Source organism: Pseudomonas sp. UYIF39 (genome assembly GCF_029963765.1).
In the GTDB taxonomy this organism is placed as follows: Bacteria; Pseudomonadota; Gammaproteobacteria; order Pseudomonadales; family Pseudomonadaceae; genus Aquipseudomonas.
The window spans coordinates 95,998-112,756 of sequence record NZ_JALBYU010000020.1 but is presented as its reverse complement, the minus strand read 5'-3'; the positions used below and the strand labels follow the sequence as shown (position 1 = coordinate 112,756).

The following is a 16,759-nucleotide window of genomic DNA, read 5'->3' as shown; positions in this document are numbered from 1 at the left end:
AAGATTAAATTCCGAAACCCCTATCTGCGTATGCAGGTAGGGGTTTTGTTTTGTTTGCAGGAAAGTGCGAACGGACATTACCGATATTTGATCACAATCCCTTTGAGCTTCCGACCTTCGATGGTTTTTACATCGCGAGCCCAAAGCGGACCGTTGACATAGGCGCCCACCGGTTGGATATGGTCGTAGACCACCACCACGGCATCGCCGCCGAGTTTGGCGGACTCTTCGCGTAGTTTTTCTTCTACCTGAGTGATGGGAGGAGCAGGCTCGACGCTCGCGTCGATGACCACCTCACCCAATCGGACGTGAGGGCGCAGGGGCTCTGTGCGCAGCACCACGACCTCGCTTGCGAGCGTCGGCGCGGGATGCTCCACGCCCACATAGGCGGTGGTCTGGGCGTCGACAGTGGCGCACCCACTCAGCGCGAGCAGAGTGGCGGTGAGCCCTCCAGCAAGCAGTGACAGTTTGAAACGAGTGGACCAAGGCACGTCATGGGCAGGCATAGTGAGGTTCCTCCGAACAATCCGCTGCTTTACGAGGTAGCGTGTTGACGGTAGCAGACAGCCCGGCAGTTGCCAGAAGCCCAACCTTTTCAGGTTGGGCTTTTTTCATGCCTTGAGAAAGTGAGTTTCACTGATCTTTTTCGCAGTTCACCATCCACGACACACCAAACCGATCAACCAACATGCCGAAGCGAGCCGCCCAGAACGTGGTTTCCAGTGGCATTTCAACCTTGCCGCCGTCCGACAACGCAGAAAACACCCGTTCAGCTTCCGCAATGCTGTCGACATTCAGTGAAACCGAACAGCCGCTCATTTCGTCAGTAGGGCGATCAGGTGTTGCGTCCGAGCCCATGATCGCCTGATCGCCCACCAGCAGGCGGGTGTGGATGATCAGGTTGTGGTAGTCCGTCGGCAAGTGCTCGCGCGCAGGGCTTTCGCCGAAGGTCATCATGACTTCGATCTGGCCTCGCAGACTTTGAGCATAGAAAGTGAACGCGGCTTTGCAATCACCATTGAAGATCAGATAGGGATTGATTTTCATGCTTTGCTCCCGGTTACGAAGAGGCGAAGAGAGGCCGAATTCACCTCAGGCTCCGCAGTGATTTGGGCTCCCATTAGCAAAGCGTTAGATGTCGTGATTAGCGGGAATTGTTTAGATGTTTTTTCTATTGAAGCGACGTGGCTTATGGCTTCCGGCGCCCACGCCTCAATCGACGATCACCGGGATATCGTCCTGGATCCTCAAGCTGCTGCGCGTGGAGCCGAGGGGCGCAGCAAACGCTCGATTGCACCGCTGACCAGGTTTTCCAGCAGATTATCTCGCTCCGCTTCACTCAGCGTATGCTGCGCCAGCCAATTGGGCGCGCTGTTGAGTAAGTTGGCGATTGCATGTCCGGTGGCCAATAAGCCTTGCTCACTGAACCGCGATCGGGCCCCAAGCATCATGAGCAACTTGCGCTCGTATTGCTCGCGCAGCTGCCGAACCCGTTCCTGTTGCTCTTCATTCAGGCAGCCGCTGTCACGCTCTGCCAGACGAAAATGCCAGGGCATCTCCTGATGCAGGTTCAAATGCGCTCGGATAAGGGCATGGAGTTTGTCACGTTTTGCTGGGGCCTTTTGCTCGATGCGCCCCAAGGTTGCTAGCAGCTCTTCGTAGAACTCCTCGATCAGGTCGAGCAGCAAGTGCTGTTTGCTGGGGTAATGGTGATACAACGAACCGGGAGCGAGCCCCAGGCAGGTCGCGAGCTCACGCATGCCGACCTGTCCGAAACCTTTGCAGGCGAACAGCTCCAGCACCTTGTCCCGGTACTCGGCAAAGCGCGAGCAACGCTCAGGCATAGGCATGGAAGCCACGCCCCGTTTTGCGCCCCAGGTACCCGGCGGCGACCATTTCCTTGAGCAGTGGAGCAGGACGGTACTTGCTATCGTTGAAGCCGTCGTAGAAGGCTTCGAGGATCGCCAGCACGGTGTCCAGGCCGATCAGGTCCGCCAACGCCAACGGCCCGATCGGCTGATTGCAGCCCAGGCGCATGCCGGCGTCGATGTCTTCGGCACTGGCCAGGCCTTCCTGAAACACCAGGATCGCTTCGTTGATCATCGGCACCAGAATCCGGTTGACCACGAAACCCGGACGGTTGCCCGCGGTGATCGCGGTTTTACCGAGAGTGGTCGCCATGTCCAGCGCCAGGGCGTGGGTGGCGTCGCTGGTTTGCAAACCGCGAATCACCTCGATCAGGCCCATCACCGGCACCGGGTTGAAGAAGTGCAGACCGATGAAGCGCTCAGGCTGGCTCACGCTGGCAGCGAGATGGGTGATGGACAGCGAAGACGTGTTGGAGGCAATTACGCAATCGTCGCTGACCTGCGCGGCGATCTGTTGTAGCACGCGCAGTTTCAACTCGAGGTTTTCGGTGGCGGCTTCGATCACCAGTTGCACGTTCTGCAGGTTGCTGTAGTCGGTGCTGGTGCGGATCTTGTCGAGGGCAGCGAGCTTTTGCTCTTGCGTCAGCGTTTCCTTGGTGATCTGTCTATCGAGGTTTTTACTGACGGTTGCGATGGCCTTTTGCAGGGCGCTCTCGGAGATGTCGAGCAAGGTCACGTTAAAACCGGCCAAGGCGCAGACTTGCGCAATGCCATTGCCCATGGTGCCCGCGCCGATCACGCCAATGTTTTGCAGATTCATGTTCTGTTCTTCCGATCAAATCCCGCGATACCTTGGCCGCCGTAGTGGCCGAAGGCGTACTATTGGCCGCGAGTCTAGAGCCGGCAGGGCGGTTGTCCTATGCCGAAACTGTTCAACGGCACTGGTGTTTTTTGCCATTCGGGTGATGGGGAGAGAAGCGTTCACATGCGGGAAAAGGACTCGGTTTCCGCCTACTTCGTGCAGGCAATGATCCATGGGCTGGGAAACAATCCGCAACGTCAGAGGGCTGCGCTTGAACAGGCCGGCATCGATCCGGCGTTGATGGAGCAGCCCACCGCGCGTGTACCGGCGAGTGCGTTTGCCGCGTTGTGGTTGATTCAGATCCGCGAGCTCAACGATGAGTTCTTCGGGCTCGACTCCCATGGCATACCGCCGGGCGGTTTCGCCCTGATCTGCCGGGCATTGATTCAGGAACCTGACCTGCACAAAGCGATGCGCCAGTGCCTGGCCAATTTCGCGCTGTTCCTCCACGATTTTCGCGGCACGCTGACGGTGCGCGGCAAACGTGCGGTGATCAGCTTGCAGAACCACTCACCAAACAGCGACGTCAGTCGTTTGGGCGAGGAGACGTTTCTGGTGTTGATGATCAGTCTGCTCTGCTGGCTGGGTGGGCGGCGCATCCCTATCGATCGCGCAGATTTTCGCCATGAGCGAGTGTCACTCAGCGATGACCGTTTACTTTGGGGACCCAACCTGACCTTTGGCGCCGAGCGCACCGAAATCGAATTCGCCAGCCACTACCTGCGTCTGCCGGTGGTTCAGGATCTGGCATCACTGAAGGTGTTTTTGCGCACCGCGCCGCAATGGCTGGTGATCCGTTTTCGTAATCAGCACGGCCTGGCGTCGCAGGTCTACCAGCGCCTGCGCAACAGCCATTACAGCCAATGGCCGACCTTGCAGGCCTTCGCCCTGGAACAGCACCTGAGCCCCAGCACCTTTCGCCGAAAACTGGAGCGGGAAGGGTGTTCGTATCAGGAGATCAAGGACGAGGTGCGGCGTGGCGTTGCCTTCGAACAGCTGCGCCAGAGCCGAGCGAGCATCAGCGACATTGCCGAGCAATTGGGCTTTCAGGAGCCAAGCGCGTTTCACCGGGCGTTCAAGAAGTGGACGGGAGAAAGTCCGGGACGGTATCGGGCGAGGTATCAGGGGGAGCTCACGGAGTGAACCCTGTTCTTGATCGTTTCACCTCGTTACTCGACCAGGCAAGACGCGCCTTGCAATTGGTCTGGGCAACATCTCGCGGACTGTTTCTGGGATTGGTGCTGGCGACGCTGATCGCCGGTGTACTCCCGGCACTGGCCGCCTGGTTGGGCCAACGTATCGTCGATGCAGTCGTCACCGCCATGCAGTTGCACACGCAACAGGGCAGTGCGCCGTTGTGGCCGGTCGTGCGTTATGTGTTGTTTGAAGCGGGCGTGCTCGCGTTGCTGTCCGGGACTCAACGCGCGCTGTCGGTCCAGCAATCGCTGTTGCGGGTGCAGTTGGGGCAGAAGGTCAACACGATGATTCTGGAGAAGGCCCAGACGTTATCGCTGGTGCAGTTCGAGAATTCCGAGTTCTACGACAAACTGGTTCGGGTGCGCCGCGAGGCTTCGACCCGGCCGTTGGCGCTGGTGATGAAGTCGTTGGGGCTGATCCAGAATCTGATCGTGTTGATCAGCTTCGGCGTGTTGCTGGTGCATTTTTCGCCTTGGGCGCTGGTGCTGCTGGTGGTCGGCGCGTTGCCAGTGTTCTTTGCCGAAGCGCATTTTTCTGGTGATGCTTTCAGACTGTTCACTCGCCGTGCGCCGGAGAGTCGGCAACAAAGCTACATCGAGACGCTGCTCTCCCACGAGGGCTACATCAAAGAGGTCAAACTGTTCGGCTTCGCGCCGCTGCTATTGAAGCGTTATCGCGAGACGTTCGCGCGTCTCTATGCCGAAGACCGACGCCTGACACTACGTCGAGATGGCTGGGGATTTGCTCTCGGTCTACTGGGCACCGGCGCGTTTTATCTGGCGTACGCCTGGGTGGTGGTCGATACCGTCCATGGCAACATCAGCCTCGGACAGATGACCATGTACCTGGTGTTGTTCAAGCAGGGGCAGACGGCAGTGAGCAGCAGCTTGAGTGCCATCAGCGGTCTCTACGAAGATGGCCTTTACCTCTCCAGTCTTTATGAATACCTGGCCGAGCCTGTTGTGGCGGATACCGGCATCCTCACCGTGGGCGCGGTGCCTGGCGATGGCCTGCGTTTCGAAAACGTCGGCTTCCGTTATCCGGGCGCCAGTCGCGCCGCGTTGGAAGGCATCGATCTTCACCTTGTGCCCGGCCACAGTGTGGCACTGGTGGGGGAGAACGGTTCGGGCAAGACCACGCTGATCAAATTACTGACGCGGCTGTACCGTCCTGATCAGGGCCGTATCCTGCTGGACGGCAGCGATCTTCAAGCATGGGAAGAAGACGCGCTGCGGCGGCGCATCGGGGTGATTTTTCAGGACTATATCCGCTACCAATTCTCCGTCGGCGAGAACATCGGCGTCGGTGACACCCTGGCGTTCAACGATGAACAGCGCTGGCAGGAGGCCGCCGCCGAGGGCATGGCCGCGCCCTTCATCGACGGACTGGATCGAGGGTATGCGACGCAATTGGGGCGGTGGTTCGCCGGGGGGCAGGAGCTGTCCGGCGGGCAATGGCAGAAGATCGCGTTGTCCCGGGCCTACATGCGGCGCAACGCCGATATCCTGATTCTGGATGAGCCAACCTCGGCACTCGACCCCGCGGCGGAAGCCGCGGTGTTCCAGCATTTCAGTGAGCACACCGAAGGCCGCATGACGTTGCTGATCTCTCACCGGTTTTCCAGCGTGCGCAATGCGGACCACATTATTGTGCTGGACCAGGGAGCGATCCTTGAACGGGGCGATCACGACAGTCTGGTGGCCGCGGGCGGGCGCTATTCGCAGTTGTTTGATTTGCAGGCCCGCGGTTACCGATAGCGCTCAAGACTCCCGAGAAACCCGCGTCACCGCCGGCCCGGCCATTTGTGTTGGTTTTGTTTTCATCAAGCCGTCGAGTGCCTGGCGATACTGGATGCCGCCCAGGCTCATGCTGTTGTTGTGCGTACCGCCGGGTACCAACAACAGGCGCTTGGGTTCGTTGGCGGCATTGAACAACTGCTGGCTGAATCGCGATGGCATGAACGGGTCGGCCAGGCCATGGACCACCAGCAACGGCATGTTGATGTCGACGATCTTGTCGATGGAATCGAATTTCTGCGACAGCAGCCAGCGCACCGGCAACCATTTCACTGGCAGGTTGCTGTCGGCCACTTGTGCCACCGCATCGCCCAGCGAGGTGAAGGTGGACTCGATCACCAGACCGCGCGCCGGCACCACGCCATGGTCCTTTTTCGCCTGGGTGGCCAGGTCTGCCGCCAGGTCGATCGCCACCGCGCCACCGAGGGAGTGGCCGTATATCAAGCGCTTGTTGGCGTCCGGTTGCATCTTGGTGAAGCGCTACCAGGCGGCTCGCGCGTCCTCGTAAACACTGGCTTCCGACGGCAGGTCGCCCTTGCTCTGGCCAAACCCTCGGTAGTCGATGGCCAGCACTGAATAGCCCATGGCGCGCAATTGCTCGATGCGGAACGCCTGGCCCGTCAGGTTCCAGCGCACGCCATGCAGGTAGAGGACCGACGGCGCATCGCGACGCGCGGCTGGCCACCACCAGGCATGCAGGCTTTGCCCAGCCTTGAAGCTGGCGGGTTTGATGTCGAATTCCTGAACGTCCTGCGGCAGGCCGCGATACCACCCGGCCGTTCCCGGTTCGATGCGGAACAGCAACTCGCGTTCTGTGTACTTGAGCACGCCGCAGCTCACCGGCAAGCCGACGATTAGCACGGCCATGCACAGCAGCGGCAGCCAGCGTCGGCGCAGACGCGTGAGAAGGGAAGAGGGCATGGGTGGGTCCATCAGCTCAGACATTAAGCTCGCTTTTTAACAGAAGCGCTCCGGGTGTAGTGAGTTTTTCGAAAACCCTGCTGGCCCACGCTTGCGAGTCGCGGACCTCGGCGAATGTAAATCGGGCGCTGGATCGGCTCGACCTACCGATCTAACCTGTAGGAGATCCTGTTCAGCAGCCTCTTCATCGCCGGGCCGAAACGGCCGGCGCTTAATATCCGTTTCACCGGAGCCTAGCGTGATGCCTGAATTCAATCGTTTCGAGGAAGTCGTGACCCTGATCGTCAAACACCGGGTCAAGGCCGGTTTTGAAGTGCCTTACGAAGCCTGGCTTCGACACATCGTGGGTGTGGCGGGGCAGAGCGAGGGGCATCTGGGAGTAGACGTGATTCGCGGCAAGAGCGGTGGCCTCGATATGTTCACCTGCGTGCTGCGCTTTTGCTCCACCGAGGCGATGCAGCGCTGGCTCGATTCGCCGCAACGGCAAGCACTGGTCAACGAAGCCACGCCGATGCTGGCGGACGGTGATCAGACTGAGGTCAATCCGGTTAATGAATTCTGGTTCGCCCCGCAGGCCGAAGCGGGATCGCCACCGCCGCGCTGGAAGCAGGCCGTGGTGACGTTGTTGGTGATTCTGCCGCACACTTTGTTGGTGCCGCTGATCTGGGGGCCGTTGCTGCAGCTCAACGCTTTCCTCTCCAATTACATCGTTGCCACCTTCCTGATCACCCTGACCATCGTGCTGTCGGTTGTGTACCTGTTCATGCCGATGGCGACGCGCTTGTTCGCGCCCTGGTTGTCCCACTCCATTGCGAACCGCTGACGTTATCGTCGGTTAACACGATCCGCTGTAGGAACCGAGCAAGCTCGGCTCCTACAGGGATTTGTGTTGTTTGGGCATCAGCGTTTGTCAGGACTTTTTGTCATCGCCTGGCTCGCCACCAACATGCACACCATGGTTGTCACCCGGTTCACCGCCGACATGTACGCCGTGGTCATCGCCCACTTCACCGGCGCGATGCACACCGTGGTCGTCGCCGATTTCACCGGCGCGATGCACACCGTGGTCGTCGCCGATTTCACCAGCGTGATGAACGCCGTGATCATCCCCTGGTTCGGCGTGAGTTCCGCTACGCCCGGAGGATGAGGCCGAGTTGCCGGAGTGGCCCGAGCCATGGTCGCTGCCACTGTGACCGCTGCCGCTATTGCCGCCACTGCCACTTCCACCGTGACCGCCGCCATTGCCGCCGCCACCGTTTCCACCGCCGCCGCCGCCGCCGCCATTGCCACCGCCGCCGCCGCCATTGCCACCGCCGCCGCCACCATTGCCGCCACCGCCTCCTCCACTACCGCCACCACCTCCGCTTCCGCCACTGCCTCCTTCTTTGGCTTGAGCACTCGACATACCGGACAGGCTGTCCGGTATCAGAACGGTAGATGCCGACAGAACTGCGCCAATAGCCACTGCGAGCAAAAGCTTTTTCATGTGCATATCGTTCTCCGTCTTCTTATTCAGCTTGGAACGTGATGGATGCAACTTGCTGCCTGATTCAGTGGGTAAACACCTCACCGTACGGTTTTATTCAGTTGCTACGTCGATGAGTTCTGAAACGTCCAGCTCGACCTTGTTCCAGGGGTCAGTGAATACTCGAGGCCAGCTCGAAAATGGGGATGTACATCAGGATCACGATCACCCCGATCAGCAGGCCGATGAAGGTCATGAGCAAGGGTTCGAACAGCCGCACGAACCATTCGATCCAGCGGCTGATTTCTTCGTCGTAGAAGTCGGCGCTGCGCTCCATCATTTGCCCGAGGTTGCCGGACTGCTCGCCAGCGCGCAGCAAGCGCAGGGACACCGGGGTCACCAGATGATTGAGTTCCAGGGCGGTCGACAGCGACTGACCCTCGCGCACCCGTTCGCAGGCCTGGTCCAGGCGCGCGCGGGACGCGACGGTGAGCAGGCCGCGAACCATGCCCATGGCGGTGACGAGGGGAATACCGCCTTGCAGCAGAATCCCCAGCGAGCGGTAGAAGCGCGCCAGTTCGTACATGAAGATGCGTTGATGGACCGCCGGGAGTTTTTCAATCACACGGTCCACGCCCCGACGAAAGGCCGGTTGGCGCTGGAGGAAGGTGAGGGCGACGATGATCGCCAGCAATGCGCCGAAAAATTCGCCCTGATGGGCGTGCAGGAACATCCCGCTGCTCATCAGGATCTGCGACAGCCACGGCAGGTTCGAGCCCAGCCCTTCGAACACCAGGCTGAAGCGCGGGACCACGTAGCCCATCAGAAACAACACCACGCCACCGCCCACCACCAGCAACAGCATGGGGTAGATCGAAGCGCTGACGATTTTTTGCCTAACCTCGTCCATGCGCTGGCGATAGCTGACATAGCGGCCCAGGGCATCGCCCACGGCGCCAGTCTTCTCGCTGGACTGCACCAGCGCTACGTAGAGCGGAGGAAAAACCGCTGACAACTGGCCCAATGCCTGGGAGAACGACTTGCCTTCATAAAGCAAGCGCACCAGTTCGCTCAAGGTTTTGCGGGCCTGGGGCGCGTTCTCTTTTTCCGCCAGGCTTTCCAGCGCATCGATCAGGGGCAGACCCGCATTGAGCAACGTGGTCAGTTCCTGGCTGAACAGCACCAGGTTGAAGGTTTCGCGCTGCCTGACGCGCAACGCACGCCAGTGACGCTCGGCGTACAGGCTGATCACGCGGTAGCCCTGGTCTTCAACGATACGCCGGGCTTCGCTGTGGCCGAGCGCCTCGACGGTCATCGAGACGACGCCGGCCTTGCCAACGGCTTTGAGATGAAATCGCATGGTCGCCACTCCCGTTACTGCCAGCTGGTGACTTCGGCGTTTTCGCCTTCGCCGCCGGGCTGTCCGTCCTTGCCCATGGACAACAAGTCGTATTCGCCGTTTTCACCGGGGTAGCGATAGGTGTAGTTACGGCCCCACGGATCCTGCGGCAATTTTTTCTGCAAGTAAGGGCCGGTCCATTTGGTTTCATCGCTAGGCGCGGTGACCAGCGCCTGCAAACCCTGTTCGGTCGACGGGTAATGACCGACCTCCAGACGGTACAGATCCAATGCTTTGCCCAGGCCTTCTATTTGCGCCTTGGCCACCTTCACCTCGGAGCGGCCGAGTTGGGCGAAATACTTCGGCGCGACGATGCCGGCCAACAGCCCCAGCACCACCAACACCACCAACAGTTCGAGCAGGGTGAACCCGCTTTGAGCACGCGGGGTGGAACGCAAACGCTGATTCATGATGACCTCACACAGTCGGCAGAAGGGTCGCCATGAAGGCTTATGCAATTGCCATGCACATGCCCGGACATTCTTCTGCAACCCCTGAATTACGGGGCTGCGCGCATTCGGCACAGTGCTTGCGTATGGCTGGTTTACTACCGGCCATTGGGGCATTAGCCCCATTTTTCGGGGCCGGGCAGGGAGGTAAACAATGAAAACACTCACCACAGGACTGCTCGGTCTGCTCGTGTTGACCGGCGTCGTACAGGCCGATGTGTTCGTTTCTGTGGACGCCAAGGGCAGCTACGTTCTGTCCAATGTCCACCGTCCCGGCCGCACCTATGAACGGGTGATTCACGAGCCCGAATCCGTCGGGGTCAGCATGGATCAGCAACCGCAGATGATTGCCCGGCAGCCCTATGCCGAACTGGTTTCGGCGGCTGCCACGGCCAATCAGTTACCGGCGGCGCTGTTGCATGCGGTGATCCAGGCCGAGTCCGCCTACGACTCCGGTGCCCGGTCACCCAAAGGCGCGGGCGGGTTGATGCAATTGATGCCTGACACCGCCCGGGAGTTGGGGGTGAAGAATGTCTACGACCCGAAAGCCAACATTCAGGGTGGCGCCAAATACCTGAAGCGCCTGATGACCTTGTTCGATAACGACATCAGCCTCGCTGTGGCGGCGTACAACGCCGGGCCGCAAGCGGTGCTCAGCCGTGGCGGGGTAATCCCGCCGTTCGCCGAAACCCAGCGTTACGTGCCCAGTGTCTTGCGCCAATACCGACGTTTGCAGGGCCTGGCCGTGGATGCGCCGCTGTAATCGGCGACCGTAGGGCACGTTCCCCCAATAGTGGGGAATGATGGCCCCGGCCGAAAAGTGGGGAAAAAGTGGGGAATATCCCCCGAGTTATTAAGTCGTTCATATAACTGATTGAAAAATAAATAAATTATTTATGGCATGCGGATTGCTCAAGGGGATTTGTCGAGACTTATTCCTAATGAGCACCCACAGCGAGGCCCGTGATCATGACCGGCATACCCTGCGCTCCGTCCTTGTTTAATCTGCTGCTGTTGGTGGCGTCGATGCTGGGCATCGAGCTGGCCGAAGCGGCCGTGCGCTGCGAGCGCAATCTGGTGGCCAACGTCGTGGCGCTGGATCAGCCGCTGATGTTCAACCGCCTCGGCGCGCAGAACGTCAACGGCATGATGTTCGCCCTGCGCCGCGATGTGGTCGATGACCACGAGATGTCCCTGGCCCAGGGCGGGGCGGCAGTGCCGGGCAAAGTCTCGTTGCGACCCGACAAGCGTCCGCGCCCACTGGTGTTGCGTGTCGCCGCCGGTGATTGCCTGACCATCAACCTGCAGAACCTGCTCGCCTACCAGGCCAACTCTGGCAGCCACGAAAGCGGGGGGGTGGGTGGTATTGAGGGTGAAGTAGAAATCGGAAACGTAGGCAACTTCAAGGTTGACGAGCAGGTCACCGACCGCCACGTCGGCTTCCAGGTCAACGGTATGCAAGCGGTCAACAGCATCGACGACATTGCGTCTTATACCGGGCGCAACGCCAATACCTTGATTGCCCCCGGTGCCACCCGTTCCTACACCTTGTACGCCGAGCGCGAAGGCGCGTTTGCCGCCAGCAGTCGCGGCGCGACCTTCGGTGGTGAAGGGGATGCGGGCAACGTGGCCAACGGACTGTTCGGCCAAGTGGTAGTGGTGCCCAAGGGCGGCCGCTCCTATCGCAACACCGTGACCGAAGAAGAAATGCGCCTGGCCAGCGTCGGCCGCACCCCGGCCGGTCAACCGATTGTCGATTACCAGGCGCGCTATCCGCAGCGTGAACCGTGGATCCGTGAAGGTAAGGCCGGCACGCCGATCATCAACATGGTCGACGGCAATGAAATCATTTCCAGCGAGAGCGACGCGATTGTGATGGGCAGCAATGCCGATGGCAGCTTCCCGCCGTCGACTTATCCGCTGGAGGCCATTGGCAAACGCAACCCGGCGATCCCTAACCGTCTGGAACCGTTCCGCGATTTTGCCTCGCAGTTCCAGGATGAAACCGCCGCGACCCAGGCGTTCCCCGCTTACTGGGCGGACCCGGTGATGGCCCACGTGCTGGAGCCGACGCGCGACTCGTTCATGATCAACTACGGCTCCGGCGGCATGGGCGCCGAAGTGGTCGCCAACCGTTTGGGTGTCGGGCCGATGCACGATTGCCTGTCCTGCGCCTATGAAGAATTCTTCCTCAGCTCGCACACCGTCGGCGACGTGGCGATGTTGGTGGATGTACCGGCCAACGCCGGTCTGGAAGGCATTCTTCCCGGTCAAGTCCCCCGCGCCGATCAGATCGGGGTCAAGGCGACCATGGCGCTGTACCCGTCCGAGCCGTCCAACGTCAACCACAGCTACATCGGTGACTTCATCAAATTCCGCAACACCCACAACGGCCACGAACAGCACATCTTCCACCTGCACGGGCATCAGTGGTTGTTCAACCCCAACGACGACAACTCCGACTATGTGGACGCCCAAGGCATCGGTCCGGGAGCCGGTTACACCTACGAAATCGCCAACGGGGGCTCGGGCAACCGCAACCGGGTCGCGGGCGATGCGATCTATCACTGCCACTTCTACCCGCACTTTGCCCAAGGCATGTGGAGCATGTGGCGGGTGCATGACGTATTCGAAGAGGGCACCAAACTCGAGGTGTCCCAGCAGGGCGCCGACGGTTATCACAGCGAACCTTATGCACTGCGCAGCGGTAAACCGGCCGCTGGCGCCCGGGCCTTGCCCGACGGTGAGATCGTTGCCGGTACCCCGATTCCAGCGGTCGTGCCGCTGCCAGGCAAAGCCATGGCACCGATGCCGGGGAAAGTCGCGGTCGTGCCGAAAATCGGCGAAACCCTGGTGGCCGGTGGTGATGACGACGAAGGCGATGATGACGGCGAGCATCATGGCGGTAATGGCGGCGCTCACGCCATCGGTTCCCTGGCCCTGGTGGATCGCAGTGAAGCCAACCGCAATGCCGACGGCAGCCTGAAAAACCCTGGGTATCCGTTCTGGATCGGCGGCATGGAAAGCTCGGTCGGCCAACGCCCACCGACCCCACCGCTGGACATGCTCGACGCTGCCAAGGCGCAGGCCTTGAAAACCAGCGGCAACGCCTTGTGGGCCAATCTCGACCCGGCTCAGTCCGGTGGCTGGGATGGCGGTTTGGGGCGGCATTCTCTGGACGGTTTCTCCTCCGGTGGCCAGGCGCACACCATTACCACGTCCCTGGATTTCTCCAAGGAAGTGACGCGCGCCAAGCCCATTTACATGCCGGAAGAGGGCACCGAAGTCGAACAGGCGGCCATGGCGTTCCACGCCAAAAAAGACCACCCAAGCTTCGCCGTGCTGCCCGGTAATCAAATCGTCGCGCGCAACTTCCGCACCAACGGCTCCTTGCCGATCGCGGGTGCACCGTATTACGAACCGTGCATGGATGATCGGCAAAAACGCCTGACCAGCAGCGCCGGCACCGGTGAGTTTGCCAGTGGCGAGCGGATCGACGGCATGTCCTACACCGGTTCCTCGACCTTCACCGCCGACCGTCCACGGGTCTACAAAGCGGCGAACATCCAGTTCGACGCGGTCTACAACAAAGTCGGCTACCACTTCCCGCAAGCGCGCATTCTCGCGCTGTGGGAAGACGCCTGGCCGGTGATCAACAAGCAGCGTCCGCCAGAGCCTCTGGTGATGCGTATGAACACCTTCGACTGCGTGCAGTACCAGCAAACCAACCTGGTGCCGGCCACCTATGAAATGGACGACTATCAGGTGCGCACGCCGACCGACGTGATCGGCCAGCACATTCACTTGCCTAAATGGGACCTGGTGTCTGCCGACGGTTCGGCCAATGGCTGGAACTACGAAGATGGCGTGCTTTCCCCCGGAGCGGTGCAAGAACGCATCCACGCCATTCGCGAGTTCAACCAGTGCCAAGGCACCGACCCGCGTGACGGTACGCCGGCCTGCCCGAAAGCCAAGGCTCACCCGTTCTTTGGCCAATACGGCCGGGCCGACTGGGTCGGCGCGCGCACGGCGATGCAGCGCTGGTTTGTCGATCCGGTGGTGAACGCCAAAGGCGTCGACCGTGGCCTGGGGACCATCTTCACCCACGACCACCTCGGCCCATCGACTCACCAACAAATCGGTCTGTACGCCACCGTGCTGGCAGAACCGGCCGGTTCGACCTGGTTCCACGCTGAAACCGGCGAGCCGTTGTACAGCGGCGCGCGGCAGGACGGCGGGCCAACCTCCTGGCAAGCGGTGGTGTCTACCGGTGACCTGGATGGTGACGGCAAGAACGACAGCTTTCGTGAGTTCTTCCTCGAATACAGCGACTTCCAGCACGCCTATGAAGCCGGCGTGTACGTGGGCGCTGGCCCCAACGGCGTGCCCAATCCGCAAGCCTTCCCGGCTACGGCTGACAGCTTCCGCTACGCCATCAACCCACCGGTGCGTAAAGATGCCGAGACCCTGCTTGAGCAGGTGGTCGAAGCCCGCGGTGGCTTGATGCCCGGTTGCCCAAGCCGGCCATGCCCACAAGCGATCTCGATCGATGACCCCGGCATGTTCGTGGTCAATTACCGCAACGAACCGCTGGCCCTGCGGGTGTACGACCCGAACAAGATCGGTCCGGACGGCAAGCGCGGCATGCAGGCCGACGGCCTCGGCGGCGACCTCGCGTACGCCATGCAAAGCCGCACCGACCGCGCCATCCCGGCGATGAACCTGGCGCCGAACCTGGTGACTGCGGCCACTGGTCCAACCGGTGGCACTACGCTGTTCCCGCCACACATCAACCGTGGCGGCGCAGAACCGGGCGACCCGTTCACCCCGATGCTGCGTACCTACACCGGCGACAACGTGCGGTTGCGGGTGCATGCCGGTGGCCACGAAGAAGAGCACAACGTGACCCTGCACGGCGTGAAGTGGCTGCAAAGCGGTTCCGGTTTCGGCAACAGCTCCAACTCCGGCTGGCGCTCGTCGCAAATGATCGGAATCTCCGAGCAGATGGGCTTCAATGCGCCGGTGTCGATGATCTCCAGCGCGGCCGCGACCACCGGGGATTACCTGTACTCGATGGACGCCTCCCTGGAAGGTTACTGGAGCGGGATCTGGGGCGTGATGCGCAACTACACGGCCCAACGCAGCGACCTGTTTGCGCTGCCGAACAACGCGAAACCGGCCGGTATGCGCAACACCGTGGCGTTCGATGGCATCTGCCCACGGTACGGCGCCAACCCTAACGGCATCGGCACCCGGCCGACACTACAACGCAACTATGAAGTGGTCGCGGCGCTGGCCAACGACATACTCGGCAATCCGCTGAACCTGTCGATGGCCGATCCGGCCGGTATCGGGCAACACGTCGGCGGGGCGTTGAAGCCGGCGGGCGGCACCCTGGTGTACAACTCGCGTGCCGTAAGCATTCCTCAGGTCACGGTGACCGACCCTGTGGAGGGGACCTTCACCATCGGCGGGCAAAGCGGGCCATTGCATGATCCGACGGCGATCCTTTATGTGCGCAAGGGCGACCTCGATCCAATCACCGGCAAGCTCAAACCCGGTGTGCCTGTCGAACCGCTGGTGCTGCGTGCGGCGGCTGGTGACTGCATCAACATCACCCTGGAAAACCATCTGCCCATGGTGATGCCGGACCTGGCTCAGACGGCTTCGGTGATGGGCATGGTCAAGCGTGACCGCAACGATGGCGAGGGCTCGACCACCTTCAGCAATAACCTGATGCGGCCGTCCAGCACGGTGGGCCTGCACGCCCAACTGCTGGCGTACGACATCACCAAATCCGACGGGACCAACGTCGGCACCAACCCGATCCAGACCGTGCCACCGCGTGTTGGCAATGTTGGGGCGTACCCGACGCGGACCTATCAGTACTACGCCGGGCACCTGGAGCGTGAAGGCAAACCGGTCACGCAACTGGGCCGCAGTGTCGACAATATCAATGCCACGGCGGTGGAATTCGGCGGGCTGAATTTCACCCCGGCGGACGTCATCAAGCAGCCGCAAAAAGGCCTCGGTGGGGCGATGAGCATCCTGCCGGTCGGCGCCACCTGGGTTGAAGACACGCGCAAAGTAAATGCCACCGTCACTGCACCGGGGCAAAGCACCTACCGCGATTTTGCGATGGTCTGGCAGAAGGCGTTGAACATGCGCTGGGCCAATGGTCGTCCGGTGGAAGGTATTGCCTCGGAGGCCGGTGTACCGACCGATCCGCAGGACAACTCGAGCATGGCCATCAACTACAAGACCGAGCCGATGTGGTTCCGCTTCGGTCTGCCACCGGATGCGCCGTTCGGCCACGCCGACGGCCATGGTTACGGCGACGTGCCTAACGCGCACATGGCCTTCAGCAATGCGCTGGTGGGGGGCGATCCGCAAACGCCGGTGCTGTATGTGAAACCGGGGCAACCGTTCCGCACGCACATTCTGATGCCGACCGGTGGCAGCCGTGGTTCGACCTTCCAGTTGGACGGTCACGTCTGGTCGGTCAACCCGTTCCAGTCAGAGAAGAGCGACTCCGGTGGCTATCCGATGATGACCCCTGGGGTGGGTTCGGTGCGGTTCGGCTACAACCCGATGTCGATGTACATCGGCGCCCGCGAAAGCATTCTGCCGGCGGCGCATTTCAGCTTCATGCACCCGAGCGCCGGGGGCAGCAATGCAATACCGGGCGACTACCTGTTCCGAGACTACGGCGCTTACGGCAGCACCGCCGGGCTTTGGGGATTGCTGCGGGTGACCAACGAACCTGAACCGGCTCCGGCACCTTGAGCCATAGCAGACACAG

The 16,759-nt window shown here is 61.0% G+C and carries 12 protein-coding genes and 1 pseudogene; 5 read left to right on the top strand and 8 right to left on the bottom strand.

Translation table 11 applies throughout. The features are described from left to right. Nucleotides 1-77 precede the first annotated feature (77 nt). From MO767_RS23350 to MO767_RS23335, 4 genes are all read right to left on the bottom strand, one after another. Nucleotides 78-506 (bottom strand): hypothetical protein, encoded by a 429-nt coding sequence (locus MO767_RS23350; protein WP_008147926.1) that lies wholly within the window; start codon nucleotides 504-506, stop codon nucleotides 78-80. Between the two features lie 127 nt (nucleotides 507-633). Next, complete coding sequence (locus MO767_RS23345; RefSeq protein WP_282482440.1) at nucleotides 634-1,047, bottom strand: VOC family protein; 414 nt, start codon at nucleotides 1,045-1,047, stop codon at nucleotides 634-636. Between the two features lie 200 nt (nucleotides 1,048-1,247). Beyond that, a complete protein-coding gene (locus tag MO767_RS23340) occupies nucleotides 1,248-1,850 on the bottom strand; it encodes a TetR/AcrR family transcriptional regulator (protein ID WP_282482439.1) in 603 nt (200 codons plus the stop codon). Continuing rightward, nucleotides 1,837-2,688, bottom strand: a complete 852-nt coding sequence (locus MO767_RS23335; RefSeq protein WP_282482438.1) for a 3-hydroxybutyryl-CoA dehydrogenase — start codon at nucleotides 2,686-2,688, stop codon at nucleotides 1,837-1,839. The genes MO767_RS23340 and MO767_RS23335 overlap by 14 nt, the downstream gene beginning before the upstream one ends. A gap of 165 nt (nucleotides 2,689-2,853) precedes the next feature. On the opposite strand from MO767_RS23335, the gene MO767_RS23330 reads away from it, so the two are divergent. After that, nucleotides 2,854-3,873 (top strand): AraC family transcriptional regulator, encoded by a 1,020-nt coding sequence (locus tag MO767_RS23330; RefSeq protein ID WP_282482437.1) that lies wholly within the window; start codon nucleotides 2,854-2,856, stop codon nucleotides 3,871-3,873. Beyond that, nucleotides 3,870-5,684, top strand: coding sequence for an ABC transporter ATP-binding protein (locus MO767_RS23325; RefSeq protein WP_282482436.1), 1,815 nt, complete (start codon nucleotides 3,870-3,872; stop codon nucleotides 5,682-5,684). The genes MO767_RS23330 and MO767_RS23325 overlap by 4 nt, the downstream gene beginning before the upstream one ends. Before the next feature lie 3 nt (nucleotides 5,685-5,687). Here the strand turns inward: MO767_RS23325 and MO767_RS23320 are convergent. Continuing rightward, nucleotides 5,688-6,644, bottom strand: a pseudogene (locus MO767_RS23320) (alpha/beta hydrolase). 241 nt (nucleotides 6,645-6,885) lie between these two features. Here MO767_RS23320 and MO767_RS23315 point away from each other — a divergent pair. Continuing rightward, nucleotides 6,886-7,467: an antibiotic biosynthesis monooxygenase gene (locus MO767_RS23315; protein WP_282482435.1), complete on the top strand. Its 582-nt coding sequence runs from the start codon at nucleotides 6,886-6,888 to the stop codon at nucleotides 7,465-7,467. 87 nt (nucleotides 7,468-7,554) lie between these two features. Here MO767_RS23315 and MO767_RS23310 read toward each other — a convergent pair whose 3' ends face one another. The 3 genes from MO767_RS23310 to gspG all read right to left on the bottom strand — a co-directional run bounded on the left by MO767_RS23310 (nucleotide 7,555) and on the right by gspG (nucleotide 9,918). Continuing rightward, complete coding sequence (locus MO767_RS23310; RefSeq protein ID WP_282482434.1) at nucleotides 7,555-8,136, bottom strand: hypothetical protein; 582 nt, start codon at nucleotides 8,134-8,136, stop codon at nucleotides 7,555-7,557. A 145-nt stretch (nucleotides 8,137-8,281) separates the two neighbouring features. Next, a complete protein-coding gene (locus MO767_RS23305; RefSeq protein ID WP_282482433.1) occupies nucleotides 8,282-9,469 on the bottom strand; it encodes a type II secretion system F family protein in 1,188 nt (395 codons plus the stop codon). Nucleotides 9,470-9,483: 14 nt separating this feature from the next. Next, nucleotides 9,484-9,918, bottom strand: a complete 435-nt coding sequence (gene gspG / locus MO767_RS23300) for a type II secretion system major pseudopilin GspG (protein WP_282482432.1) — start codon at nucleotides 9,916-9,918, stop codon at nucleotides 9,484-9,486. Nucleotides 9,919-10,111: 193 nt separating this feature from the next. Between gspG and MO767_RS23295 the strand changes: the two genes are divergently transcribed. Together MO767_RS23295 and mnxG are read left to right on the top strand one after the other, a co-directional pair. Then, the gene (locus tag MO767_RS23295; protein ID WP_282482431.1) at nucleotides 10,112-10,720 is read left to right on the top strand and encodes a lytic transglycosylase domain-containing protein; all 609 of its coding nucleotides are present in this window, start codon (nucleotides 10,112-10,114) and stop codon (nucleotides 10,718-10,720) included. Between the two features lie 206 nt (nucleotides 10,721-10,926). Then, nucleotides 10,927-16,743: a manganese-oxidizing multicopper oxidase MnxG gene (gene mnxG, locus MO767_RS23290; protein ID WP_282482430.1), complete on the top strand. Its 5,817-nt coding sequence runs from the start codon at nucleotides 10,927-10,929 to the stop codon at nucleotides 16,741-16,743. The last annotated feature ends 16 nt before the right edge of the window (nucleotides 16,744-16,759 follow it).